We start from the raw sequence: 23,698 nt of genomic DNA, 5'->3' as shown, positions 1-23,698 counted from the left end.
CGCTTAATCCACAAGCAAGCGGCAACTATGGCATAATAGCGGGTTGTCTGAACTTCAGCCTTTTGCCAGCATGACGACCGCACACGCCGCCAAACCGATCACCTCCTACCGCAAGTACTGGGCCAGCCGCTTCGGCGCCGCCCCGTTCCTGCCGATGACCCGCGCCGAAATGGAGCAGCTGGGTTGGGACTCCTGTGACATCATCCTGATCACCGGCGACGGTTATATCGACCACCCCAGCTTCGGCATGGCGCTGGTGGGCCGGCTGCTGGAAGACCAGGGCTTCCGCGTGGGCATTATCGCCCAGCCGGATTGGCACTCCGCGGACGCCTTCCGCGAGCTGGGCAAGCCCAATCTGTTCTTCGGCGTCACCGCCGGCAATATGGACTCCATGATCAACCGCTACACCGCGGACCGCCGCCCGCGCTCGGACGACGCCTACACCCCGCACGCCGCGGCCAACAAGCGCCCGGACCGCGCCGTCACCGTCTACGCCCAGCGCTGCCGCGAGGCCTATCCCGGCGTGGGCGTGATGGTGGGCAGCATCGAGGCCAGCCTGCGCCGCATCGCCCACTACGACTACTGGAGCGAGAAAGTGCGCCCGTCGGTGCTGATCAACTCCAAGGCCGACCTGCTGCTGTACGGCAACGCCGAACGCGCGCTGGTGGAAGTGGCGCACCGCGCAGCCAGGGGCGAGAAGCTGAGCGAGATCCGCGACGTGCGCGGCACCGCCTTCATCGTGCCGCACGGCTGGCGCCCGGATGAAGAATGGCAGGAAATGGACTCCAGCGTGGTGGACCTGCCGGGCAAGGTGGACGTCCACCTCAACCCCTACCAGGAAATCCCGGAACAGGCGGCCGAAGCCACCAAGGATCAGGACCCGTCCAAGCCGCAGGTGATCCGCATCGAATCCCGCGAAGAACGCCTGGCCAAGCGCCGCGCCGAACGCGCCAAGACCGTGATCCGCATCCCGGCCTACGAGGCCGTGGCCCACGACCCGGTGCTGTACGCCCACGCCAGCCGCACCCTGCACCTGGAATCCAACCCCGGCAACGCCCGCGCGCTGGTACAGATGCACGGCGAGCGCGACGTGTGGCTGACCCCGCCGCCCATTCCGCTCTCCACCGAGGAAATGGACCACGTCTACGGCCTGCCCTACGCCCGCAACCCGCACCCCAGCTACGGCGACGCCAATATCCCGGCCTGGGAAATGATCAAGTACTCGGTCAACATCATGCGCGGCTGTTTCGGCGGCTGTACCTTCTGCTCCATCACCGAGCACGAAGGCCGCATCATCCAGAGCCGTTCCGAGGAGTCCATCCTCAAGGAAATCGAGGAAATCCGCGACAAGACCCCGGGCTTCACCGGCCATATCTCGGACCTGGGCGGCCCGACCGCGAATATGTACCGCCTCTCCTGCAAGGACCCGAAGATCGAGCGCTCCTGTAGGAAGCTGTCCTGCGTGTTCCCGGACATCTGCGAAAACCTGAACACCGACCACAGCCACCTGATCCAGCTTTACCGCAAGGCGCGCGCGCTGCCGGGCGTGAAGAAGATCAACATCCAGTCCGGCCTGCGCTACGACCTGGCCGTGCGTTCGCCCGAGTACATCAAGGAATTGGTGCAGCACCATGTGGGCGGCTATCTGAAGATCGCCCCGGAACACACCGAGGACGGTCCGCTGTCCATGATGATGAAGCCGGGCATGGGCGCGTACGACAAGTTCAAGGAACTGTTCGAACGCTTCAGCCGCCAGGCCGGCAAGGAACAGTATCTGATCCCCTACTTCATCGCCGCCCACCCCGGCACCAGCGACGAAGACATGATGAACCTGGCGCTGTGGCTGAAGAAGAACAACTTCCGCCTGGACCAGGTGCAAACCTTCACCCCCACGCCGATGGCGATGGCCACCACCATGTGGCACACCCGCCGCAATCCGCTCAAGCGCCTGTCGCGCAGCTCGGAAAAAGTGGACGTGGTGCGCGACGGCTACCGCCGCAAGCTGCACAAGGCCTTCCTGCGCTACCACCACCCGGACAACTGGCAGATCCTCCACGACGCGCTGATTCAGATGGGCCGCAGCGACCTGATCGGCCACAGCAAGCACTGCCTGATTCCGCCGACGCCGCCGGGCGACAAGGCCGCCGCCGTGCGCCACCGCATGGGCGCGCCGCTGTCGCGCAACAAGGCCCCAGGCCAGCGCGCCGCCGCCCCCGCCGGTCACGGACAACGCGGCAAGCCCGCGCAGGCCAAAGCCATGGCCAAGCCCGGCGCCGGCCAAGCGCCGGCCGGACGCGGCAAGCCCGCGAAACCCGGCAGCAAACCGGCCGGCAAGGGCCGCAGTCGTTAAATCCAGCCGCCCACGGGCGGCTTTTTGCCGGCCGGCGGCCGGGCACTTTGCCCCGCCGCCGGCGTCTCAATCCCATACCCCGCCCAGCGAGCCCGCCATGATCCACATCGACTTCGACCACAGCTACGCCCGCGACCTGCCCGACGCCTGCGCGCCGGTCAAGCCCGAGTTCCCGCCCGCGCCGGCCCTGCTGTACTGGAACGCCGAACTGGCGCAAGAGCTGGGCCTGGACAGCGCCCAGGCCGACGCCGCCGAGCTGGCCGCCGCCTTCTCCGGCGCCGCCTTGCCGGCCGGCGCCAAGCCGGTGGCCCAAGCCTATGCCGGCCACCAGTTCGGCGGCCTGTCGCCGTCGCTGGGCGACGGCCGCGCGCTGCTGCTGGGCGAAGTCATCGACCGCAACGGCCAACGCCGCGACATCGCCTTCAAGGGCAGCGGCCGCACTCCGTTCTCCCGCCGCGGCGACGGCAAGGCCGCGGTGGGGCCGATGCTGCGCGAACTGATCATCGGCGAAGCCATGCACGCGCTCGCCATCCCCAGCACCCGCGCGCTGGCCGTGACCGCCACCGGCGAAACCGTCTACCGCGAACAAGCGCTGCCCGGCGCGGTGCTGACCCGCGTCGCCGCCAGCCATCTGCGCGTCGGCACCTTCCAGTACTTCGCCCTCCGCGGCGAACGCGACATGCTGCGCCGGCTGGCCGACTACACCCTGGCGCGCCACTACCCCGAACTGGCCGGCGCCGAGCAGCCCTATCTGGCGCTGCTGCAAGCGGTGGCGGAACGCCAGGCGGAACTGATCGCCCGCTGGATGCACGCCGGCTTCATCCACGGCGTGATGAACACCGACAATATGGCGCTCAGTGGCGAAACCATAGACTACGGCCCCTGCGCCTTCATGGACGTCCATCATCCGTCCACCGTGTTCAGCTCCATCGACAGCGGCGGCCGCTACGCCTACGGCAACCAGCCGGCCATCGCCCAATGGAACCTGGCCCGGCTGGCGGAAACCCTGCTGCCGCTGCTGGACCCGGACGAGCCCAAGAACGCGGTGCCGGCGGCCACCGCCGTCATCGAAGACTTCGCCGAGCGCTACCAGGCCCACTGGCTGCAACAGGCGCGCCGCAAACTGGGCCTGAGCCAGGCGCAGGACATCGACCAGGAGCTGGCCGAAGACTGGCTGGCGCTGCTGGCGCGCCAGGACGCCGACCACACCCTGGCCTGGCGCCGGCTGGCCAACGCCGCCGAAGGCCAAGACCAGGCACTGACTCAGCTCTTCAACGACCCTGCCGCCGCCGCGCCCTGGCTGGCGCGCTGGCGCCAGCGGCTGGACGCCGAACCGCAAGCCGCCGCCGAACGCGCCGCCGCGCTGCGCCAGGCCAACCCGCTCTACATCCCGCGCAACCACCTGGTGGAAGAAGCGCTGGCCGCCGCCAGCGACCACGGCGACATGGGCCCGACGCTGGCGCTGCTGGACGTGTTGCGTCAACCGTTCACCGAACGCGCCGGCCTGGAGCGCTACACGCTGCCGGCCGCGCCGGAAGTGGCGCAGGGGTATCGGACCTTCTGCGGCACCTAAGCGCTTCCTGACGCGACAAGGGCAAGCTAGGCAGCTTGCCCTTGCTACCCCCCATCCCTCAAGCGCTCTGGCTCAAATTCAACAACACCACGCCGGCAACTATGAAGCCCACGCCCAGCACCTTCATAAAGGAAGCGCCCTCGTTGAAAATCCACACCCCCAGCAAGGCAGTGGCGGCCGTGCCCACCCCAGCCCATACCGCATAAGTCAGGCCGATTTCCAGCTTCTTGCTCACCAAGCCCATCAGCCAGATCGCCAATAGATAACACACGCCCATCGATAGGGTTGGCCATAGCCGCGTCAGCCCATGAGACGCCTTCAGAAGCAGCGTACCCGCCACCTCCGCGACAATGGAACACATTAGCAATAGCCAAGGATTCATGTTTGCGTCTCCAAGCATCAGCGCCCGCCAAGATGGGCTGCGCGCAAAGACAACCTAATCCCGACAAGTCCAACACAGCAATTCCACACGGCCGGCAATGCCCCGCGGCATTGACCGTCCACTAGCACGCTGCTAGATTCCGCCTTGGTGCTGAACACACCTGTCAGGCGAAACCCGCGCTCGTCAGTCGCGGCTTCTCAGCCCTATTCCGAACGCACCGCTAAAGTGACCTCGGAACGCCATGTCAGGAGTTCATCATGGATAAACATCCCCTCCCCGCAGCCCCCCTCTCCAAACTAGAAACCGCGGACGCGCTGGCCAACGGCCTGGAAGCGTTGGATTTACTGCGCCCGCTGCTGGTCAGCATGCGCCAGCAGATCGCGCTGCCGCGCCCGGATCTAGTACAACTTAAAGGCCTGTGTCACGCCGCCGGCTGGATTGCCGATGAGTACCACAGCTATCTGGAGGCAATGTGGCAGGAGGAGACCCGTGACAGAACCCTAAGGTTCTGAATCCGGCCCCTAAACGGAAAAGGCGCAAGGCATTCCGCCTTGCGCCCTTCAGTTGGCTACTCTTGAAGACTACGCAGCGGCCTTCAAGCCAAGCGCTTCTCCATCACGTCATCGTCCATCACAAAGCCATTGCCGATGTCGAACACCGCCTGCTCCCGCAAGGTGAAACCACGCTGCTTGTACACCGCGATGGCGCCGGCATTGTGCTTGTTCACCGTCAAGACCAGGGTATGGCAGCCGCGCTGCCGCGCCGCCCGCTCCACCGCGTCCAGCATATAAGCGCCCAGGCCGCGGCCGCGCGTCTCCGCCAATAGATACAGCTGCTCCAGCTTCATCTCCCCCGGCGTCGCCGTCAGCGCGTGACTGCAATAACCCACCAGCCTGCCGTCCAGCCTCAACAGGCCAAACCAGCGGTCCGGCGCGTCCAGATAGGCGGACAGCTTTTCCGGCACATAACGGCCGGCCAGCATGTATTCGATCTGCTCGCGGCTGATCATGCTGATGAAATGCTGATGCCAGATCTCGCCGGCCAGTTCGGCCAGGGCGGAAAAATCGGCGGCGGTCAACGGATCCAGACAAACGTTTTGGCTCATGCGCGGCACTCTCCAGGTTGAACAGTCATAAAAGGAAAATGTGGGCGATACCGCTCGCCGACAAGTCCGGAGGCATTCGATTCAGCGCGGCGGCTTCACCCGAGTTGCCAAGACAGTTAGAATACAAACATCATAAAACGGCGCTAAAAACCAGCCGTCGCCACCTTCCCGCAGCGAGACCCCATGCACTTCATCTTTGATATCGACGGCACCATTTGCTTCAACGGCAGGACCATCAGCCCGGCCATCCAGGACGCGCTGGACAGCCTGCGCCGGCACGGCCACCAGTTGGGCTTCGCTTCCGCCCGCCCCTACCGCGACATCCTGCCCTTGCTGGATGCCCGCTTCCACGATGTGTTGATCATCGGCGCCAACGGCGCGATGAGCCATCGGCAAGGCCAGTTGCACCGGCTGAACCCCATCCCGGACCCGGTGTTCGCCGACGTCACCCAACTGGCGCAACGCTTCGCCGCGTCCTATCTGGTGGACCTGAGCTGGAACTACCACTACAACGGCGACGCCAGCCACCCCTTCCTCAACAAGGTGGACCCCGGCAAGCTGGCCAGCCATGTCGGCGCCGAAGACATTCGCCAGCCGGCCAAGCTGCTGATCACCGCCTGCGCCGACGTCCCCGGCCTGCGCCGGGAACTGGACGCCCACGCCGGCGTGGAGCTGCACCACCATTCCGACGAACAGATCTTCGACATCACCGCCGCCGGCGTCAGCAAGATGGCCGCGCTGCGCCAATGCGGCATCGCCGCCGAGGAGCTGATCTGCTTCGGCAACGACAGCAACGATGTCAGCATGTTCCTGGACGCCGGCCACTCGGTGCAGGTAGGCGCCCATCCGCGGCTGGCGGAACTGGCCAGCGAGCGCTTGCCGTTGGACCAGGACATTGAAGCGCGGCTGGTGGACGCCATCGCGCGGCTGAGCCGCGAACGCGCGCCGGCGCGGCGGGATTGAAAAAGCGCGCTCCGCCGAGGATAAAGAAGATGGGGCCGCTCACAAAGAGGCCGACTCGCCGTTGATGCACGGCCTGCGTTTGCGCGCCTTGTCTCTGGCTCTCTGCGAGATGGCGTGAGCGGAGCCAAGCAGGTTCCCGCCGTCTCCCTACCCGCCTCAATTCCGTGGAGCGCCCATGGCCGCCACCCTAAAGCTGTCCGAACTGATCAGCTCGCTGAGCTACGCGCTGGACATCACCGAAGGCCAGCCCGAAGGCCATTGCATCCGCAGCTGCTGGATAGGCATGCATATCGGCCAATGCATAGGCCTGCCGCCGCAACGGCTATGGGATTTGTACTACGCCATCCTGCTCAAGGACCTGGGCTGCAGCAGCAACGCGGCGCGCATTTGCGAGCTCTACCAGACCGACGATCGCAGCTTCAAACAAGACTTCAAGCAAGTGGGCGCCGGCCTGCCGCAGCTGCTGGGCTTTGTGTTCAAGAACACCGGCACCCACAGCGAGGGCTGGGCGCGGCGCGCGGCCTCCGTTCTCAAAGTGCTGCGCCACGGCAGGACAATGGCGGACGAACTGATCAATACCCGCTGCCACCGCGGCGCCGACATCGCCCGCCAACTGCGTTTCAATGAAAACGTGGCACGTGGCATTCAATCGCTGGACGAACACTGGGACGGCTCCGGCCGGCCGCTGGGGCTGCGCGGCGACGCCATTCCGCTGAATTCGCGCATCGCGCTGCTGGCCCAGGTGATAGACGTGTTCCACATCACCCACGGCCGCCAGGCGGCGCTGGAGCAGGCGCTGCGCCGCGCCGGCGGCTGGTTCGATCCGGAACTGGTGGCCGCCTTCCGCCGCGTAGGCGCCCGGCCGGACTTCTGGCGGCAGCTGGAGGCCGACGATATCGACCAGGCGGTGCTGAGGCTGGAGCCGGCCCAATACGCGGTGCCGCTGGACGAGGACTATCTGGACGAGATCGCCGAGGGTTTCGGCCAGGTGGTGGATTCCAAAAGCCCGTTCACCGCCGGCCACAGCCAAAGAGTGGGCCATTACGCCGACCAGATCGCCGCGGAACTGGAGCTGGGCCAGGAACGGCGACGCTGGCTGAAACGCGGCGCGCTCCTGCACGACGTGGGCAAGCTGGGCGTCAGCAACACCATACTGGACAAGCCCGGCAAGCTGGAGGCGGACGAATGGGAGGCGATCAAACGCCACGCCGCTTACACCGAAGCCATCCTGGGCCGCATCGAACACTTCGCCGAACTGGCCTGGGTGGCCGGCGCCCACCACGAGCGCCCGGACGGCGGCGGCTACCCGCGCGGCCTGTCCGGCGACGCCATCGCGCTGGAAACCCGCATCATCACCGCCGCGGACATCTTCGACGCCATCAACGCGGAACGCCCCTACCACCCGGCCACCCCCGCGCCGCAAACGCTGGACATCATGCGCCGGCACCTGGGCAGCGCCATCGACCCCGCCTGCTTCGCCGCGCTGGAACAAGTGCTGCGCCAGGAGGGCGCGCTGTCTTGAGCGCATAAAAAACCGCCGGTGCAAGACCGGCGGTTTTAGTTGCGGATGACGGTTATCACTCCAGTTGTTCGTTCAGCTTGAGCTTGCCCACCAGCCAAGTGTGATCGTAGCTGACGATCTCGAACGGATTGCCGAAGGGATCGACGAAGGACAGCGAGCAGAAAAAGCGATGGTCGCGCACGGAGTCCCGGGCGATGGTCTGGCCGTCGCGATTGGTGACGCGCTCGCCGGCCAGCTGGTCTATCCACTCCAGAAAATCCTGGCCGCTCACCACAAAGGCGATGTCGCCCTGATGATTGGCCGCCCCGCTCTTGTCTTCGCTCACCGCCAGGCGCACCGCGCCGTTGGCGTTGGCCAACATCACCGCTCCGTGCGGGCCTTCGCGCATGTGCTTATAGCGCGGGTCCGGGGCCATGGCCAGCACGCGCTGATACCATTTCAGGGCCTTGGGCACGTCAGTCACACGAATGTGGATGTGATCGATCTTGCCTAAAGTCAGCATGACTTCCTCATATTGTTTTTGATGCGATGGCCCTTGGGCGACGCGCCGTCCAGCTGGGCTGGCGACGCTGTTCGCCCCTTGCCGCCGCCGGTATTTCTTTATAACAGCAAGCTGTCTATCCGCGCATTGTACTTGATTGCCATCAGCCTTGCTCGCGCTGCAACAAAGGCTGCAAATAGCGCCCGGTATGGCTGACCGGATTGGCCGCCACTTGTTCCGGCGTGCCGGTGGCGATGATCTGGCCGCCGCCGGCGCCGCCTTCCGGCCCCAGGTCGATCAGCCAGTCCGCGGTTTTGACCACGTCCAGATTATGCTCGATCACCACGACGGTGTTGCCGCTTTCGCGCAGGCGGTGCAGCACTTGCAACAGCAGGTCGATGTCATGGAAATGCAGGCCGGTGGTGGGCTCGTCCAGGATGTACAGGGTGCGGCCGGTGTCTCGCTTGGACAATTCCAGTCCCAGCTTGACGCGTTGGGCCTCGCCGCCGGACAGGGTGGTGGCGCTCTGCCCCAGGCGGATATAGCCCAGGCCCACGTCCATCAGCGTTTTCAGCTTGCGCGCCACGGTGGGCACCACGCTGAAGAAGTCCAACGCCTGTTCCACCGTCATTTCCAGCACTTCGTGAATGCTCTTGCCCTTGTATTGCACTTCCAGGGTTTCGCGGTTGTAGCGCTTGCCGTGGCATACGTCGCAAGGCACGTAGACATCCGGCAGGAAGTGCATTTCCACCTTGATCACGCCGTCGCCCTGGCAGGCCTCGCAGCGGCCGCCCTTGACGTTGAAGGAGAAGCGCCCCGGCCCGTAGCCGCGCTCGCGCGACAGCGGCACACCGGCGAACAGCTCGCGGATGGGGGTGAACAGCCCGGTGTAGGTGGCCGGGTTGGAGCGCGGGGTGCGGCCGATCGGGCTCTGGTCTACGTTGATCACCTTGTCCAGCTGCTTCAGGCCCTGGATGTCCTGGTAGGCCGCCGGTTCTTCGCTGGCGCCGTTGAGTTCGCGCGCGGTGATCTTGTACAGGGTGTCGTTGATCAATGTGGACTTGCCGGAGCCGGACACGCCGGTAATGCACACCAGCATGCCCAAGGGCAGGTCCAGGGTGACGTCCTTGAGGTTGTTGCCGCTGGCGCCGATCAGGCGCAGCATGCGCTCCGGATCCACCTCGCGGCGCTCGCCGCCCAGCGCGATGCGGCGGCGGCCGGACAAGTAATCGCCGGTGACGGAATGGGCGCAGGCGGCCACTTCCGCCGGGGTGCCGGCCACCAGCACTTCGCCGCCGTGCTCGCCGGCGCCCGGCCCCATGTCCACCAGGTAGTCCGCGGCGCGGATGGCGTCTTCGTCGTGCTCGACCACGATCACGCTATTGCCCAGATCGCGCAGCCGCATCAAGGTGGCCAGCAGGCGGTCGTTGTCGCGTTGATGCAGGCCGATGGACGGCTCGTCCAGCACATACATCACCCCGGTCAAGCCGGAGCCGATCTGGCTGGCCAGGCGGATGCGCTGCGCCTCGCCGCCGGACAGGGTGTCCGCGGAACGGGACAGGTTCAGGTAGTCCAGGCCCACATTATTGAGGAAGGACACCCGCTCGCTGATCTCCTTGACGATTTTCTCCGCCACCGCCTGTTTCTGGCCGCTGAAAGCCAGTTGGGCGAAGAAGCCGGCGGTATCCTTCAGCGGCATCTGGTTGATCTCGTACAGCGTCTTGTCGCCGACGAAGACATGGCGCGCCTCCAGGCGCAGCCGCGAGCCCTGACAGTGCGGGCAGGGCTGGTTGTTCTGGTACTTGGCCAGTTCCTCGCGCACCGCGGAGGAGTCGGTTTCGCGGTAGCGGCGCTCCAGATTGGGGATGATGCCCTCAAACGGATGCGCGCGGCTGAATTTGGTGCCCTTCTCCGACATATAGCTGAACTCGATGCTGTCGCGGCCGGAGCCGTGCAGCACCACGTTACGCACTTTTTCCGGCAGGTCTTCAAAGGCGAGTTCAGCCACGGAAAAACCGTAATGCTCGCCCAGCGCCATCAGCATCTGGAAATAGAACTGGTTGCGCTTGTCCCAGCCCTTGATCGCGCCGGCGGCCAGGCTCAGTTCCGGATGCGCCACCACGCGGCGCGGATCGAAGAAGGTGATTTCGCCCAGGCCGTCGCATTTGGGGCAGGCGCCCATGGGGTTGTTGAAGGAGAACAGCCGCGGCTCCAGCTCCGGCAGGCTGTAGGAGCACACAGGGCAGGCGAACTTGGCGGAAAACCAGTGTTCCTTGGCGCTGTCCATCTCCACGGCGATGGCGCGGCCCTCGGCGTGGCGCAGCGCGGTTTCAAAGCTTTCCGCCAGCCGCTGTTTCATGTCCTCGCGCACTTTCAGGCGGTCTATCACCACTTCTATGGTGTGCTTCTTGTTCTTGTCCAGCTTGGGCACGGCGTCGATTTCAAACACTTCGCCGTCCACCCGCACCCGCACGAAGCCCTGGGCGCGCAGGTCTTCGAACAGGTCCAGATTCTCCCCCTTGCGGCCGACAATGACCGGGGCCAGGATCATCACCCGGCTTTCCTCCGGCAAGGCCAGCACATGGTCCACCATCTGGCTGACGGTTTGCGAGGACAGCGGCACGCCGTGCTCCGGGCAGTGCGGCTCGCCGACGCGCGCGTACAGCAGACGCAGGTAGTCGTGGATTTCGGTGACGGTGCCCACGGTGGAACGCGGGTTGTGGCTGGTGGCCTTCTGTTCGATGGAGATCGCCGGCGACAGACCTTCGATCAGGTCCACGTCCGGCTTTTCCATCAATTGCAGGAACTGGCGCGCATAGGCGGACAAGCTTTCCACGTAACGGCGCTGCCCTTCCGCGTACAGGGTGTCGAAGGCCAGCGAGGATTTGCCGGAGCCGGACAGGCCGGTAATCACGATCAATTGGTGGCGGGGCAAATCCAGGTTGATGTTCTTCAGATTGTGCGTGCGTGCGCCGCGAATGCGAATGCTGTCCATATTGGAGCGTAACTCACCGTCGGTCAGGGAACCTGTTAATATACCTGACTTGGCAAGTCTGACTCCACCAGTCTTTAACGCGCGGCGTCATCCGGAACGGCGCCGGACCGTTACTAGAACCATGGGGCGCGGCCCGCAGGCCGCAGCCCGCCAGCAACACAAACGACGCACACAAGAATGAACGCAACAGAACTCCGGGCCAGCCTTGGCCTCGCCGGCATCTACGCCCTGCGCATGCTGGGCATGTTCCTGATCCTGCCGGTATTCGCCCTGTACGCCCAAACCCTGGAAGGCGCGGACAATCACACGCTGATCGGCATCGCACTGGGCAGCTACGGCCTGACCCAGGCCCTGCTGCAACTGCCGCTGGGCATGCTCTCCGACAAGATAGGCCGCAAGAAGGTGATTTACGGCGGCTTGCTGCTGTTTGCGCTGGGCAGCTTCGTCGCCGCCGGCGCGCACGACATCGCCACCCTGACCGTGGGCCGGGTCATCCAGGGCGCCGGCGCCATTTCCGCCGCCATCACCGCGCTGCTGGCGGACCTGACCCGCGAGGAAAACCGCACCAAGGCGATGGCGATGATAGGCATGTCCATCGGCACCACCTTCGCCGCCAGCCTGGTGCTGGGGCCGCTCTTGGCCAAATACATCGGGGTCAACGGCATTTTCGCGCTCACCGGCGTGCTGTCGCTGGCCGCGCTGATCGGCGTCTGGCTGATCATTCCGGACCCGGTCAGTTCGCGCTTCCACTCCGACACCGAGGCCAACGCCAAACGGCTGCCGGCGGTGCTGAAAGACCCGCAGCTGCTGCAGCTCAATTACGGCATTTTCGCCTTGCACGCGGCGCAGATGGCGATGTTCGTCACCATCCCCTTCGCGCTGATCAAGACCGCGCATCTGGACAAGACCCAGCACTGGCAGGTGTATCTGCCGGTGACGGTGATCGGTTTCCTGCTGATGGTGCCGGCCATCATCTACGGCGAGAAAAAGGCCAGGCTCAAGCAGGTCTTCGTCGGCGCCATCGCGCTGATGGCCGCCGCCCAACTGGGCATGGCGATGGCGCTGGACAGCTTCTGGCAGATCGTGGCCTGGCTGGGCCTGTATTTCATCGCCTTCAATATTCTTGAAGCCACGCTGCCGTCCTTGATTTCCAAGATCGCCCCGGCGGATGCCAAGGGAACCGCGATTGGCGTGTATAATACCGCCCAATCCCTTGGCCTGTTCCTGGGCGCGGCCGTCGGCGGCTGGCTGTACACCCGCTACGGTCCGGCCGGCGTGTTCGGCTTCACCAGCCTGCTGATGCTCACCTGGCTGCTGTGGTCGCTGGCCATGCGGCCGCCCAAGCCGGTGCGCTCGGTGATGTATCACATCGGCGAGGACTGGCGTGGCGACGCCGGCGATCTGTCCCGCCAATTGGCCGGCGTGACCGGCGTGCATGAAGCCGTGGTCGTGTTGGAAGACCGCGTGGCCTACCTGAAGGTATCGCAGCGGCAGTGGGACGAGGCGACGGTGCAGCGCCTGATCGGAGCCACGTTCTGAGCTGCGGCGACAGGCCAAATATTTAGATTTTTATTCGGAGACATCTGATGAACAGCATCACCTTTGACGGCCGTCTGGCCGCCGACGCCGAACTGCGCTACACCCCCAGCGGTGAGCCGGTACTGTCGTTCCGCGTAGCCAGCGACATCGGCTTTGGCGAGCGCAAGAGCACCAACTGGTTCAGCTGCCAGGTATGGGGCAAGCGCGGTGAATCGCTGAAGAACTACCTGGCAAAAGGCCAGCAAGTAACTGTTTACGGCCAACTGACCCTGCGCGAATGGCAGGACAAAGAAGGCAATAAACGCCTGTCCCCGGACGTGCGCGTCAATGAACTGAGCCTGCAGGGCGGCCGCAATGAAATGGGCGGTTCCGGCGGCAGCATGAGCGGCGGCGGCATGGACGACGGTTACGGCTACAACGCCCCGGCCCCGCGCCAGGAAGCCCCGCCCGCGCCGCGCCGCCAGGAGCAGCGCCCGGCGCCCAAGCAACTGGACGACATGGACGACGACATTCCGTTCTAAACACCGGATTGTCACTGTCAAACAAGACCGAAATACAGGGCGCCGTCAGCGGATGGCGCCGGATTTCGGTCTTTTTCTTTGCTGTTTCTCCCTAACCCCCGCCCGCCCCGCTTATCCGGACCGGAGGCAAGCCGGACTTGAACGCCGCGCTGGCAAGCGCGTCAGCGTCCTCCTCTGTTCGCCAATCGGCATGCATCTCCCTCCCGCCGCCCCTGTCCGCCGCCAAGCCAGGGCGCAGCTTGCTGCGCCGCATCGTACTATCTCGGAACATTAAGCGCCTGCCGTGTCTAGCTTTGGCTGTACTTGAGCCGATATCGACGCTCTCAAAATGTGCGTTTGCACAAATGAGACAAATCCACTTCGCCGACATATGTCGAGTGAATTTTACTGTGTCAATTTCATGCCGTATTGATATAATTTCCACGTATTATCAAAACGACATATTCGGCCTGTCTTATACGACATGTGCAGGGCACCCATGAAAAACGCCGCATCGCGCACCGTACTCCGTCAGCCACGCCAATCCACGGCGTCGCCAACCGACCCGCCCCTCTCCGGGCCTATCCGCCGCCCGTAAAACCCATCCCGTACTAAAGCCGCAACGATAGCGGCGACGCGTCCTTCTTTTTTGTCGCGCCTTCATTCGCCCTTAACTTTATTTTAAATAAATACCAATAACTGTAAAAACCATATTGGAAACATTATGCTAGACGATAAATCGATCTGCCCGCTGAGCGCCGCCCAGCAGGAAGTCTGCCTGGCCATCGGCCAGGAAGGCCGTAATCTCCATTATCACCTGTGCGATGTGATCGAATTCACCGGCGACTTGCAGGCCCCGCTGCTGGAACAGGCCATCAAGACCGTGTGCAGACAAGTGGAAACCCTGCGCGCCGCCTTCGAGACGGACGCGGTCACCGGCCAATACCGGCAACACCTGCGCCCCGAATTGCACGACGCCTATTTCTCCTGGCACGACCTATCGGCCGAAGCGGACCCCGAGCAGGCCTACGCCACCATGCTGAACGGCTTGCTGGCCGACGATATGGACCTGGCCCGACAACCGCTGATCCGCTATCTGATCGTCAAACTGAGCGACCGTCGCCACCGCATGATAGAGCTGGGCTCCCATCTGGTGGTGGACGGTTTCGGCCACGCCATCCTGTTCAAGCACATCACCGATTGCTATGTCCGGCTGGCGCGCGGCGAAGCCATCGAAGCGCTGCCGGCGCAGCCGCTGAGCCAGGTGTTCGAGGCGGAGCAGGCCTATCGCCAGAGCGAGTCCTATCTCAAGGATCAGTCTTACTGGCGCCAATACTGCCTGGACCTGCCCGACGCCACCCAACTGGTCCCCGGCGACGCGCCCCTGCGCAAGCTGAACCGCCTGCGCAAGGCCTTCTCCGGCGCGGCGGTGGACGGGCTGCGGGAAACCGCCGGCCAACACCGCCTGCGTCTGTCCAGCCTGCTGCTGGCGGCCTGCGCCACCTATCTGCACCGCATGACCGGCCAGAGCGAACTGGCGGTGGGCATGCCGGTGGCGGCCCGTCAGCTGAAAGCCCTGCGCGAGATTCCGGCCATGGTGGCCAACATCCTGCCGCTGCGCATCTCCTTCGCGCCGGAGGCCACGGTGCTGTCGGTTGCGGCGGACATCCAGCGCCAGCTGCGCCGCCATCTGCTGCATCAGGGCTACCGCTCGGAGGCCATGATCCGCGACCTGTACGCGGAACGCGGTCACAAGCCTCTGTTCAACACCCTGCTCAATATCGTGGCTTATGACCAGGAAGTGAGCTTCGACGGCTGCGAAGCCACGGTGCAGAATGTCGCCAACGGTCCGGCCGATCATCTCGGCATCGACATTTTCGACCGCAACGCCGACGGGCGGCTGGAGATAGGCTTCAACGCCAACGCCGATCTCTACCCGCTAGAGGCGCTGGAACTGCACTATCAGCGGATGATCCTGCTGCTCGAGCATTTCGTCGCCAACCCGGAAACCCTCGCCGCGGATTACCAACTGCTGCTGCCGGGCGAACGAGAACGCCGCTATCCGCTGCCGGCGCGCGCCGACGCGCAACCGGTCTTCGCCGACGCCTTCGCCGCCTCTGCGCTAAGCCACGCCCATCGGCCGGCGCTGCGCCAGGGAGAGCGCGAACTCAGCTACGCCGAGCTGGACGAGCGCGCCAACCGCCTGGCCAGCCTGCTGCTGACGCGCGGCGTGCGCCCCGGGGACGATGTCGCCGTCATCGTGTCGCGCAGCATAGAGTGGGCGGTCGCGGCCGTTGCGCTGTTCAAGCTGGGCGCAGGCTATGTGCCGGTGGACCCCGACCTGCCGGAAGCCCGCATCGAATACATTCTGGCCGACGCCTCGCCGGCCGCGGTCATCGTCGCCGGCGGCGGCGCCGTCAAGGCAGGGATCGCGCCGGAAAAACAGCTGCTCCTGGACGCCGCGGCGTTGGACGCGCTGCCGCCGGCCACCCTACCGCTTCCCCGCGTAGACCCCGCCGCGCCCGGCTATTTGATCTACACCTCCGGCTCCACCGGCAAGCCCAAGGGCGTGGAAGTGAGCCACCGCAACCTGGTGCCCATCGCCGACACCGCCATCCGGGCGGCGGGGCTGCAAGCCGGCCAGCGCGTGCTGCAATTCATCGCCGCCGGCTTCGACATGTCGGTGCTGGAAATCATGATGACGCTGCTGGCCGGCGCCACCCTGGTCATCTGCGACAAAGTCGCCAGCGCGCCCGGCAAACCGCTGGCCGCGCTGGTCAAACGGGAAAACATCAAGCTCGTGGTCATGACGCCCAGCCTGCTGGCCTACCACCAGACCGAGGACTTCCCGCAAGACACCGTCCTGATGCTGGGCGGCGAGCCTTGCACGCCGGCGCTGCTGGCGCGCTTCTCCCACTGCCGCCTGCTCAATGTCTACGGACCGACCGAAACCTCCTTCGCCACCTCGATCAACGCCGACTACGGCGACGGCGACCTGTCCATCGGACCCGCCACCGCCAATACCCGGCTCTATGTGGTGGACCCGCGGCAGCGGCTGCTGCCGCCCGGCGCCTGGGGCGATCTGTTCATCGGCGGCCCCGGCGTGGCCCGCGGTTACCGCAACAGCCCGGAGCTGACGGCCAAAGGCTTCGTTCCCGATCTGCTGGACCCCGCCGACACCATGTACCGGGCCGGCGACCGCGTGTTCTTCGACCACGCCGGCCGCATCCACTATCAGGGCCGCCAAGACAATCAGATCAAGCTGCGCGGGCTGCGCATCGAGCTGGACGAAATCAAGAACGCCCTGCTGGGCTGCAGCGGCGTAGAGGACGCCGTCGCCTTGCTGCGGGACCTGCCCCACGGCCCGGCCATCGTCGGCTATGTGGCCAACCAACAGCTGGACCTGGACAGCGAAGGCCTGAAACAGGCGCTGAGCCAGCAATTGCCGCATCATATGATCCCCAGCGTCATCATGGTGGTGCCCGTCTTCCCGCTGACGCCCAACGGCAAGCTGGCCACCGGCGAGCTGCCGACGCCGACGCTGCTGGACGACGGCGAACAGGCTCCGCCGCGCACGCCTGAAGAGGAAATCATGTGCCGCTTGTTCGCAACGGCGCTGGAATGCGGCGAGGTCTACGCCAATCAGAACTTCTTCGCGCTGGGCGGCCATTCGCTGCTGGGGCTGCAACTGATCAACCGGGTCAGGGAAACCTTCGGCGTCTCGCTGGGCATCGCCGACTTCCTGGCCGCCCCCACGCCGCGCCAGCTGGCCCTGCGCCTGCAACGGCCCGCCGCTTTCAGCGATCCTTTCGACGCCATGTTGCCGCTGCGCGCCCAGGGCGGCCGCCCGCCGCTGTTCTGCATTCACCCGGGCGGCGGCATCGCCTGGCCCTATGCCGGCCTGCTGCCCTTCCTGCCCGAGGACCAGCCGCTGTACGCCATCCAGTCGCCGATACTGCGCGACCCGGAACGCGTCGTCGAATCGCTGGACGAACTGGCGGAGGAGTACCGGCAACGCATCCAGGCGGTGCAGCCGCAGGGGCCGTATCAGCTGGCGGGCTGGTCGGTGGGCGGCAATCTGGCGCTGCGCCTGGCCGCCATGCTGCAGGCCGACGGCCACGAAGTCAGCTTCCTGTGCATGTTCGACAGCTATCCGCTGCAGGGCGGGCCAGCCTCGCTGAAACTGGACGACGCCACCATCATCACCCGCATGACCCGGGCCATCGTCGGCGCGCCGCGCGCCGGCATCAAGGGGCTGAAGAGCGCAATGGAAGAAGTTCTGGGCGGCAGCCAGGTCGGCGAGGAGTTTCTGACCCGGCTGGTGAACGACTCCAAGCTGATGCTGGAACTGCTCGCCCGCTGCCGCTACCAGCGTTACGACGGCGACCTGATCTTCATCCGCGCCACCACCGACATCCTGCGCCCCGAAGACCAGCAGCCGTCGCTCTGGCAGCCCTACGTCTCCGGCAAGCTGATTGAGTACGAGGTGAACGCGCCGCATGAATGCCTGCTGCAACGCCAGTACCTGGAACAATTCGGCGCGCAATTCGCCGCCGAGCTGCAGCGACGGACGCCGCTCAGCCCCAGCCCGCAGCGGCAGGCGCAGCCGGCCTAAGCCCCATCGCCCCACCCAGCCCGCGGCACGCCGCGGGCTTTTTCATTCCGGCGCAATCCCAAGCCGCTGTTCCAAAACCTCGCAAGCCAGCGCAAGACAAGGCCCTGCCGCTGAAAAAGCGGCAGGGCCGTACGGTGAAAAGCATGCCCGCCGCCTCGTCCCCGACAAGGCGCTACAGGCTTTGGAGCGCGTCTAGCCGCCGGCGCGCTTCACCGTCCAGCCGCGCTGCTTGAGCAAACTCTGCACCTGCTCGCAATGATCGCCCTGGATCTCGATGACGCCGTCCTTGACCGTGCCGCCGCTGCCGCAGGCGTTTTTCAGCTGTTTGCCCAGCTGCGCCAGTTCCAGCGCGTTCAACGGCGCGCCCTGAATCACGGTGACCGCCTTGCCGTTGCGGCCCTTGGTTTCCCTGCGCACCCGCACCACGCCGTCGCCGGCCGGCGCCTCCTGCTTACCGCATTGGCATTGGGCGACGGCAAAGCCGCACTGCGGACACATGCGGCCGTGTTCGGTGGAATACACCAAGCCGCCGGAAACATTGCGCGATTTCATGAGTTCAAACCCCGAGCCATTGATGAAACGGCCTGCATCGTCGCGGTTTTGCCCGGCTTTGGCAAGCCCGCCCCGCCAGCCCTCTCATCACGGCGCTGGCAAATACGCAAGTCCTTTGGCATATTTAAAATCCACCCTTGCCCCAGCCTGACCATGGACAAGCTTTATCGCGACCCGGCGCCGGAACGCGCCGAACTGGATGCCCAGCCCGGCGTCACCGTGCTGGAATTCGGCGCGCCCTGGTGCGGCCACTGCCAGGCGGCTCAGCCTCTGATTCGACAAGCCTTGGCGGCCTATCCCGACGTCCGTCATTTGCAAATCGAAGACGGGCCGGGCCGCCGCCTGGGACGCAGCTACCGCGTCAAGCTGTGGCCTACGCTGATTTTCCTGCGCCATGGCCAGGAAACCGCTCGCCTGACCCGGCCGGCAACGGTGGAAGCCGTCAACAATGCGCTGCGGCAATGCCTGCAAGCCTGAAACACGGCCGCCCCTCCCCACCCACCAGGAGTCTCCCTGATGAAAACCCTGCTGCCCTACATCAACTTCCACGGCCAGTGCGAACAGGCGCTGGCCTTCTACCGCCAATGCTTCAACGGCGAAATCGTGGCGCTCATGCGCTTCGGCGACGCGGACTTCCCCAGCCCGGACGAGGCCAAGAACAAGATTCTGCACGCCGAGTTCAAAGCCGAAGGCGTTCATTTCATGGCCTCCGACGGCATGCCGGGCCGCACGCCCGCCATCGGTGAAAACATCACGCTGAATTTCATGCTGGACAGCGAGACGGAGCAGACCGCGATCTTTGAAGCCCTGGCTCAGGGCGGCCAGATCAACGAGCCGCTGCACGACGCCTTCTGGGGCGCCCGCTTCGGCATGCTGGTGGACCGCTTCGGCATACGCTGGATGAGCAACTGTCAGAAACAAGGCTAGAGCCGGCCTCGGCGTCGCTGGCGGCGCCGTTTTCTCGCCGACTTATCTATACAAACATAGCTATGTTAAAATAGAAAAATGCCTAACTCATCGATCCCGGCGGAGGCCGTGTCCCGGCTGCGCCTGCAACTGATGGCCTTGACGCGCCGTTTACGCCAGGAGGCCCAGGACGACGAACTGCCGTTTGCCCAGCTTTCGCTGCTGGCCAGCATCGAACGCGCGGACGGCGCCGCAACGCCGTCTGCGCTGGCCCGCGCGGAAAAGCTGCGCAGTTCCAACCTGGCCAGCCTGCTGCGCGAACTCGACGCCGGCGGTCTGATTCTGCGCGCCGGCGACCCCGAAGACGGCCGCAAAGTCCGGATTCACCTAAGCGACGCCGGCCGCCAGGTCCTTGACGCTCACCGCCTGCGCAAAGACGACTGGCTGCGCGCCGCTCTGGCCGGACTGCCGCCGCAGCGCCTGGAACTGCTACTCGCCGCCGGCGAGCTGCTGGCGGAACTGGCCGCGGCTGAAACGCCGGCCGTTCGCCGGTCTTGATCAATACGCCATAAGGAACTCAGCGATGAACACCGCTTTTATCGGACTGGACTATATCCGTGACATCATGATGGACGGCGGCAAGGTCGCCCGCTGCGCCGAGCACGCGCGTCAACGCGGCGTCATCGCCGCCGCCAACCAGGCCATCGCCGAGGCGCGCCGCCGCCGCTGGCTGGTGGCGCAGGTGAAAGTGGGCTTCGCGCCCTCCTATGTGGAACAACCCAAGGCCTCGCCGCTGTTCGGCCGCGCTCACGAATTCGGCGCGCTGGATCTGTCCGGCCCCGGCACCGCCTTCCACCCGGAGCTGGACGTAAGGCCGGAAGACGCCATCGTGATCAAGCCGCGCGTCAGCGCCTTCTACGCCACCTCGCTGGAAGCGGTGCTGCGCGCCCATCGCATCGAACGCCTGATCCTGTCCGGCGTCAGCAGCACTTGGGCGGTGCAGGCCGCCGCGCGCGACGCTCACGACCGCGATTACCAGGTGCTGGTGCTGGAGGACGGCTGCGCCGCCGCCAGCGAGGAAGAGCATCAGACCTCGATGCGCCAACTGGCGACGATAGCCCGCATCATCAGCCTGGACGAGCTGGCCGCGCTGTAAGAACCTGTTTACGACCTGCTGCGCTTCGTGAGATGCGGCACGATGAGTACGCCTTGTCTCGCCTTAGCTCGCTAGAGCGTAAACACGTTCTAAGCTATATGGCTCGATGGCTCAATACAGATAAATACCCTGCTGCGACGGCGCCGGAGCCGCCACTTCCTCGCCCTGCATCTCGCGCAAGGAGGCTTCGATGCCGTGGCAGAGCGCGGACAGCGGCAGGTCGTTGCCCTCCTTGCCAAACGGCTCCTCCAGCTCCTCGCCTATCACTTCCAGCGCCAGATAGGTGTAGGCGATGAAGACCGCGATCGCCGGCGTCAGCCAGCCTATGCTGGTGACCAGGCCGGCCGGCAGCAGCAGGCTGTACACCGTGACGGTGCGGTTGAGCAGCACCCGGTACGTGAAGGGAATGGGCGTGGAGGCGATGCGCTCGCAGCCGCCCAGCACTTCCGACAGCGAGTTCAGATTACGGTCCAGCGCATGCCATTGCATATCGCCCAACACGCCGTCGCCGCGCATGCGCGCGGCCAATTGCCCTAGCCAGGACAGGATCAGCGCCGGCTTGAAGCGCGCCGCCAACGCCTTGTCCAGAATCTCCTCCGGCAGCAAACGGCGCAGATGGGCGTCGGCGTCGTCGCCGCGCAACTGCGCCTTGAGCGCGTAGGCGAAGGCGCAACAGCCGTCTATCAGACGCCGCGCGTCCGCATTGTCCGGCGCCAGCGACAGAACCTGCCGCGCCAGCGAGCGGTTGACGATCAGCAAGCTGCCCCACAGCTTGCGCGCCTCCCAAAAGCGCTCGTAGCTGACCGAGTTGCGAAAACCCAGGAAGATGGCCAGCGACACCCCCATCAAGGTAAAGGCGGGAATGCTGAGCGCGGAGTCCGCGTGTTCGCTCAGCCACCAGCCGCGCACGGCGGCGGCGGCGATGGAAATGAAAAAGACCAGCAGCAAGCGCGGCATGATGCGCGGCAGCACCGAACCGTGCCAGACAAACAACAGGCGCAGCCAGGAAGAAGTGGATCTAACAATCATGGCGGGAATATGACGAAGTAAGAACGTGTTTACGATCTCGCGAGCTAAGGCGAGACAAGGCGAAAACCGCTGAGAAAGCGGAATGTACACACGGTACATGAGCATTTCGAAGGGGTTTTCAACGCCGTATCGCCAACGCGCAGCTGATCGTAAACAGGTTCTAAAATGGTTGACCGACCTCCATGATAGGGCAGCTTGTCCCTGCGCCGCCATGTTTGCGCCCGATTCACACAAGATGCGGCGCCAGCGCCTCCGCCAGCCAATCCATGAAAACCTGCGCCCGGCGCGGCAGGTTGCGGCGGTGGGCGTACAACAGCGTGACCGGCATCGGCGCGGCGCGGTAGTCCGGCAGCACTTCCACCAGTTCGCCGCTGTCCAGCAAATGGCGCACGCCGGACTCCGGCGCCTGAATCAGCCCCAGGCCGGCCAGACAGGCCGCCTGATAGGCCTCGGCGTTGTTGACGATAACGCTGCCGGCCATGCTCAGCCAGCGGCTGCCGTCGTCGTCATGGCATTCCCAGCCGGCCGGACGCGTGCCCAGGGTGGAGACATAATGGATCAGCCGATGCCGCGCCAGCTCATCCAGGCTTACGGGCACGCCGTAACGCGCCAGATAAGCCGGGCTGGCGCAATTGAGCTGGCGGAAACGCCCCAGCGGCCGCGCCACCAGGCTGGAGTCGCCAAGCTCCCCCACGCGCAGCACGCAATCGAAACCTTCTCGCACGATGTCCACCTTGCGGTCGGTGCTGCTCAGTTCCAGCTCCAAACGCGGGTGGCGCTGCAGGAATTCGTCCAGCCTCGGCAATACCTGGTAGCGCGCCACGCCGCTGGGCATGTCCACCCTCAGCCGCCCGCCCAGCGCCTCCTCGCCGCGCTGGAACATGCTTTGCAACTCGTCCATGTCCGCCAACACGTCCTTGCAACGCTCGTAAAAAGCCTGCCCGTCCTGGGTCATCTGCACTTTGCGCGTGGTCCGGTGCAACAGGCGCGCGCCCAGCCAGGATTCGGTCTGCTTGACCGCCACCGAGATGCTGGCCTTGGGCAGGCCCAAGCTGTCCGCCGCCTGCGTGAAGCTGGACAACTCGGCCACCCGGACAAAAATCTGCATCGCTTCCAGCTTGTTCATGCCGCCACCAATTGTTATTAATATACGAACACTATAATTTAAATAATCATATTTGTTTATCAAAAACCATACAATAAACTGAGCTCATCGGGTCCAAGCCTGCACCCGCCCCCTACAGGAGATTCCCATGAGCAAGAAAATCGCAGTCATCACCGGCGGCAGCCGCGGCCTGGGCAAAAGCGCGGCCCTGCACCTGGCGCGCCAGGGCGTGGACGTCGTCATCACCTACCAAAGCCGCGCCGCCGACGCCGAGGCGGTGGTCGCCGAGATCCAAGCACTGGGCGGCCAGGCCGCCGCGCTAGCGCTGGACGTCGGCCAGAGCGCCGGCTTCGCCGCCTTCGCCGAGCGGCTGCGCCAGACGCTGGCCGAGCAATGGCGACGCGCCGACTTCGATTTTCTGGTCAACAACGCCGGCATCGGCATCCACGCCGCCTTCGCCGACACCAGCGAGGCACAGTTCGACCAACTGATGAATATCCAGCTCAAAGGCCCGTTCTTCCTGACCCAGGCCTTGCTGCCGCTGATCGTAGACGGCGGCCGCATTCTCAATGTCTCCACCGGCCTGACCCGCTTCGCCCTGCCCGGCTACGCCGCCTACGCGGCGATGAAGGGCGGCGTGGAGGTGCTGACCCGCTACCTGGCCAAGGAGCTGGGGCCGCGCGGCATCGCGGTCAACGTCATCGCCCCCGGCGCGATTGAAACCGACTTCGGCGGCGGCCTGGTGCGCGACAACGAACAGGTCAACGCCCATATCGCCGCGCAAACCGCGCTGGGGCGCGTCGGCCGCCCCGACGACATCGGCGGCGCCATCGCCACCCTGCTCAGCGACGGCGCCGCCTGGGTCAACGGTCAGCGCGTGGAAGCCTCCGGCGGCATGTTCCTCTGAGCGTCGGAAGCCGCCCTC

Annotated in this window: 20 protein-coding genes; 13 read left to right on the top strand and 7 right to left on the bottom strand. The window is 65.1% G+C overall.

The genetic code is table 11. The features are described 5' to 3' along the window. Positions 1 to 70 precede the first annotated feature (70 nt). On the top strand, positions 71 to 2,350 hold the full coding sequence (locus ACODRW_RS06180; protein ID WP_227103965.1) for a YgiQ family radical SAM protein: 2,280 nt from the start codon (positions 71 to 73) through the stop codon (positions 2,348 to 2,350). Between the two features lie 97 nt (positions 2,351 to 2,447). Beyond that, complete coding sequence (locus tag ACODRW_RS06175) at positions 2,448 to 3,923, top strand: protein adenylyltransferase SelO (RefSeq protein ID WP_488905369.1); 1,476 nt, start codon at positions 2,448 to 2,450, stop codon at positions 3,921 to 3,923. A 58-nt stretch (positions 3,924 to 3,981) separates the two neighbouring features. Here the strand turns inward: ACODRW_RS06175 and ACODRW_RS06170 are convergent, their stop codons facing one another. Continuing rightward, on the bottom strand, positions 3,982 to 4,305 hold the full coding sequence (locus tag ACODRW_RS06170; RefSeq protein ID WP_488905368.1) for a DMT family transporter: 324 nt from the start codon (positions 4,303 to 4,305) through the stop codon (positions 3,982 to 3,984). A gap of 257 nt (positions 4,306 to 4,562) precedes the next feature. Here ACODRW_RS06170 and ACODRW_RS06165 point away from each other — a divergent pair, with 257 nt between their 5' ends. Continuing rightward, complete coding sequence (locus ACODRW_RS06165; protein WP_486636887.1) at positions 4,563 to 4,817, top strand: hypothetical protein; 255 nt, start codon at positions 4,563 to 4,565, stop codon at positions 4,815 to 4,817. A gap of 83 nt (positions 4,818 to 4,900) precedes the next feature. On the opposite strand, the gene ACODRW_RS06160 is transcribed toward ACODRW_RS06165, so the two are convergent. Further along, positions 4,901 to 5,410, bottom strand: coding sequence for a GNAT family N-acetyltransferase (locus tag ACODRW_RS06160; RefSeq protein ID WP_488905367.1), 510 nt, complete (start codon positions 5,408 to 5,410; stop codon positions 4,901 to 4,903). A gap of 183 nt (positions 5,411 to 5,593) precedes the next feature. On the opposite strand from ACODRW_RS06160, the gene ACODRW_RS06155 reads away from it, so the two are divergent. Together ACODRW_RS06155 and ACODRW_RS06150 are read left to right on the top strand one after the other, a co-directional pair. Continuing rightward, positions 5,594 to 6,373: an HAD-IIB family hydrolase gene (locus tag ACODRW_RS06155; RefSeq protein WP_488878492.1), complete on the top strand. Its 780-nt coding sequence runs from the start codon at positions 5,594 to 5,596 to the stop codon at positions 6,371 to 6,373. Positions 6,374 to 6,548: 175 nt separating this feature from the next. Beyond that, positions 6,549 to 7,895 (top strand): HD-GYP domain-containing protein, encoded by a 1,347-nt coding sequence (locus ACODRW_RS06150; protein ID WP_488905366.1) that lies wholly within the window; start codon positions 6,549 to 6,551, stop codon positions 7,893 to 7,895. A gap of 55 nt (positions 7,896 to 7,950) precedes the next feature. On the opposite strand, the gene ACODRW_RS06145 is transcribed toward ACODRW_RS06150, so the two are convergent. After that, positions 7,951 to 8,397 carry a VOC family protein gene (locus ACODRW_RS06145; RefSeq protein WP_081545504.1) on the bottom strand — a complete coding sequence of 149 codons (447 nt, stop codon included), beginning with the start codon at positions 8,395 to 8,397 and terminating at the stop codon, positions 7,951 to 7,953. Between the two features lie 142 nt (positions 8,398 to 8,539). Continuing rightward, the gene (gene uvrA / locus ACODRW_RS06140; RefSeq protein WP_488905365.1) at positions 8,540 to 11,371 is read right to left on the bottom strand and encodes an excinuclease ABC subunit UvrA; all 2,832 of its coding nucleotides are present in this window, start codon (positions 11,369 to 11,371) and stop codon (positions 8,540 to 8,542) included. A gap of 177 nt (positions 11,372 to 11,548) precedes the next feature. Between uvrA and ACODRW_RS06135 the strand changes: the two genes are divergently transcribed. The 3 genes from ACODRW_RS06135 (at position 11,549) to ACODRW_RS06125 (ending at position 18,025) form a co-directional block, all read left to right on the top strand. Continuing rightward, positions 11,549 to 12,910 (top strand): MFS transporter, encoded by a 1,362-nt coding sequence (locus ACODRW_RS06135; RefSeq protein WP_253314424.1) that lies wholly within the window; start codon positions 11,549 to 11,551, stop codon positions 12,908 to 12,910. Positions 12,911 to 12,957: 47 nt separating this feature from the next. Beyond that, on the top strand, positions 12,958 to 13,431 hold the full coding sequence (locus ACODRW_RS06130) for a single-stranded DNA-binding protein (RefSeq protein ID WP_488905364.1): 474 nt from the start codon (positions 12,958 to 12,960) through the stop codon (positions 13,429 to 13,431). Between the two features lie 703 nt (positions 13,432 to 14,134). After that, positions 14,135 to 18,025 carry an amino acid adenylation domain-containing protein gene (locus ACODRW_RS06125; RefSeq protein ID WP_488905363.1) on the top strand — a complete coding sequence of 1,297 codons (3,891 nt, stop codon included), beginning with the start codon at positions 14,135 to 14,137 and terminating at the stop codon, positions 18,023 to 18,025. 192 nt (positions 18,026 to 18,217) lie between these two features. On the opposite strand, the gene ACODRW_RS06120 is transcribed toward ACODRW_RS06125, so the two are convergent. Further along, positions 18,218 to 18,577 (bottom strand): translation initiation factor Sui1, encoded by a 360-nt coding sequence (locus ACODRW_RS06120; protein WP_235089373.1) that lies wholly within the window; start codon positions 18,575 to 18,577, stop codon positions 18,218 to 18,220. Between the two features lie 153 nt (positions 18,578 to 18,730). Between ACODRW_RS06120 and ACODRW_RS06115 the strand changes: the two genes are divergently transcribed. From ACODRW_RS06115 to ACODRW_RS06100, 4 genes are all read left to right on the top strand, one after another. Beyond that, the gene (locus tag ACODRW_RS06115) at positions 18,731 to 19,054 is read left to right on the top strand and encodes a thioredoxin family protein (protein ID WP_107800193.1); all 324 of its coding nucleotides are present in this window, start codon (positions 18,731 to 18,733) and stop codon (positions 19,052 to 19,054) included. Positions 19,055 to 19,093: 39 nt separating this feature from the next. After that, positions 19,094 to 19,504, top strand: a complete 411-nt coding sequence (locus ACODRW_RS06110; RefSeq protein ID WP_107800194.1) for a VOC family protein — start codon at positions 19,094 to 19,096, stop codon at positions 19,502 to 19,504. Positions 19,505 to 19,582: 78 nt separating this feature from the next. Continuing rightward, on the top strand, positions 19,583 to 20,041 hold the full coding sequence (locus ACODRW_RS06105) for a MarR family winged helix-turn-helix transcriptional regulator (RefSeq protein ID WP_488905362.1): 459 nt from the start codon (positions 19,583 to 19,585) through the stop codon (positions 20,039 to 20,041). A gap of 25 nt (positions 20,042 to 20,066) precedes the next feature. Continuing rightward, a complete protein-coding gene (locus tag ACODRW_RS06100) occupies positions 20,067 to 20,639 on the top strand; it encodes a cysteine hydrolase family protein (protein ID WP_107800196.1) in 573 nt (190 codons plus the stop codon). Positions 20,640 to 20,750: 111 nt separating this feature from the next. Here ACODRW_RS06100 and ACODRW_RS06095 read toward each other — a convergent pair whose 3' ends face one another. After that, positions 20,751 to 21,668 (bottom strand): bestrophin family protein, encoded by a 918-nt coding sequence (locus ACODRW_RS06095; protein ID WP_107800197.1) that lies wholly within the window; start codon positions 21,666 to 21,668, stop codon positions 20,751 to 20,753. A 226-nt stretch (positions 21,669 to 21,894) separates the two neighbouring features. Next, on the bottom strand, positions 21,895 to 22,794 hold the full coding sequence (locus ACODRW_RS06090) for a LysR family transcriptional regulator (protein WP_488877676.1): 900 nt from the start codon (positions 22,792 to 22,794) through the stop codon (positions 21,895 to 21,897). 127 nt (positions 22,795 to 22,921) lie between these two features. Between ACODRW_RS06090 and ACODRW_RS06085 the strand changes: the two genes are divergently transcribed. Further along, positions 22,922 to 23,680, top strand: coding sequence for an SDR family NAD(P)-dependent oxidoreductase (locus ACODRW_RS06085; RefSeq protein WP_488905361.1), 759 nt, complete (start codon positions 22,922 to 22,924; stop codon positions 23,678 to 23,680). Positions 23,681 to 23,698: the final 18 nt, after the last annotated feature.

Source organism: Chromobacterium sp. FG89 (genome assembly GCF_057808735.1).
This window is presented reverse-complemented; position numbering and strand designations above follow the sequence as displayed.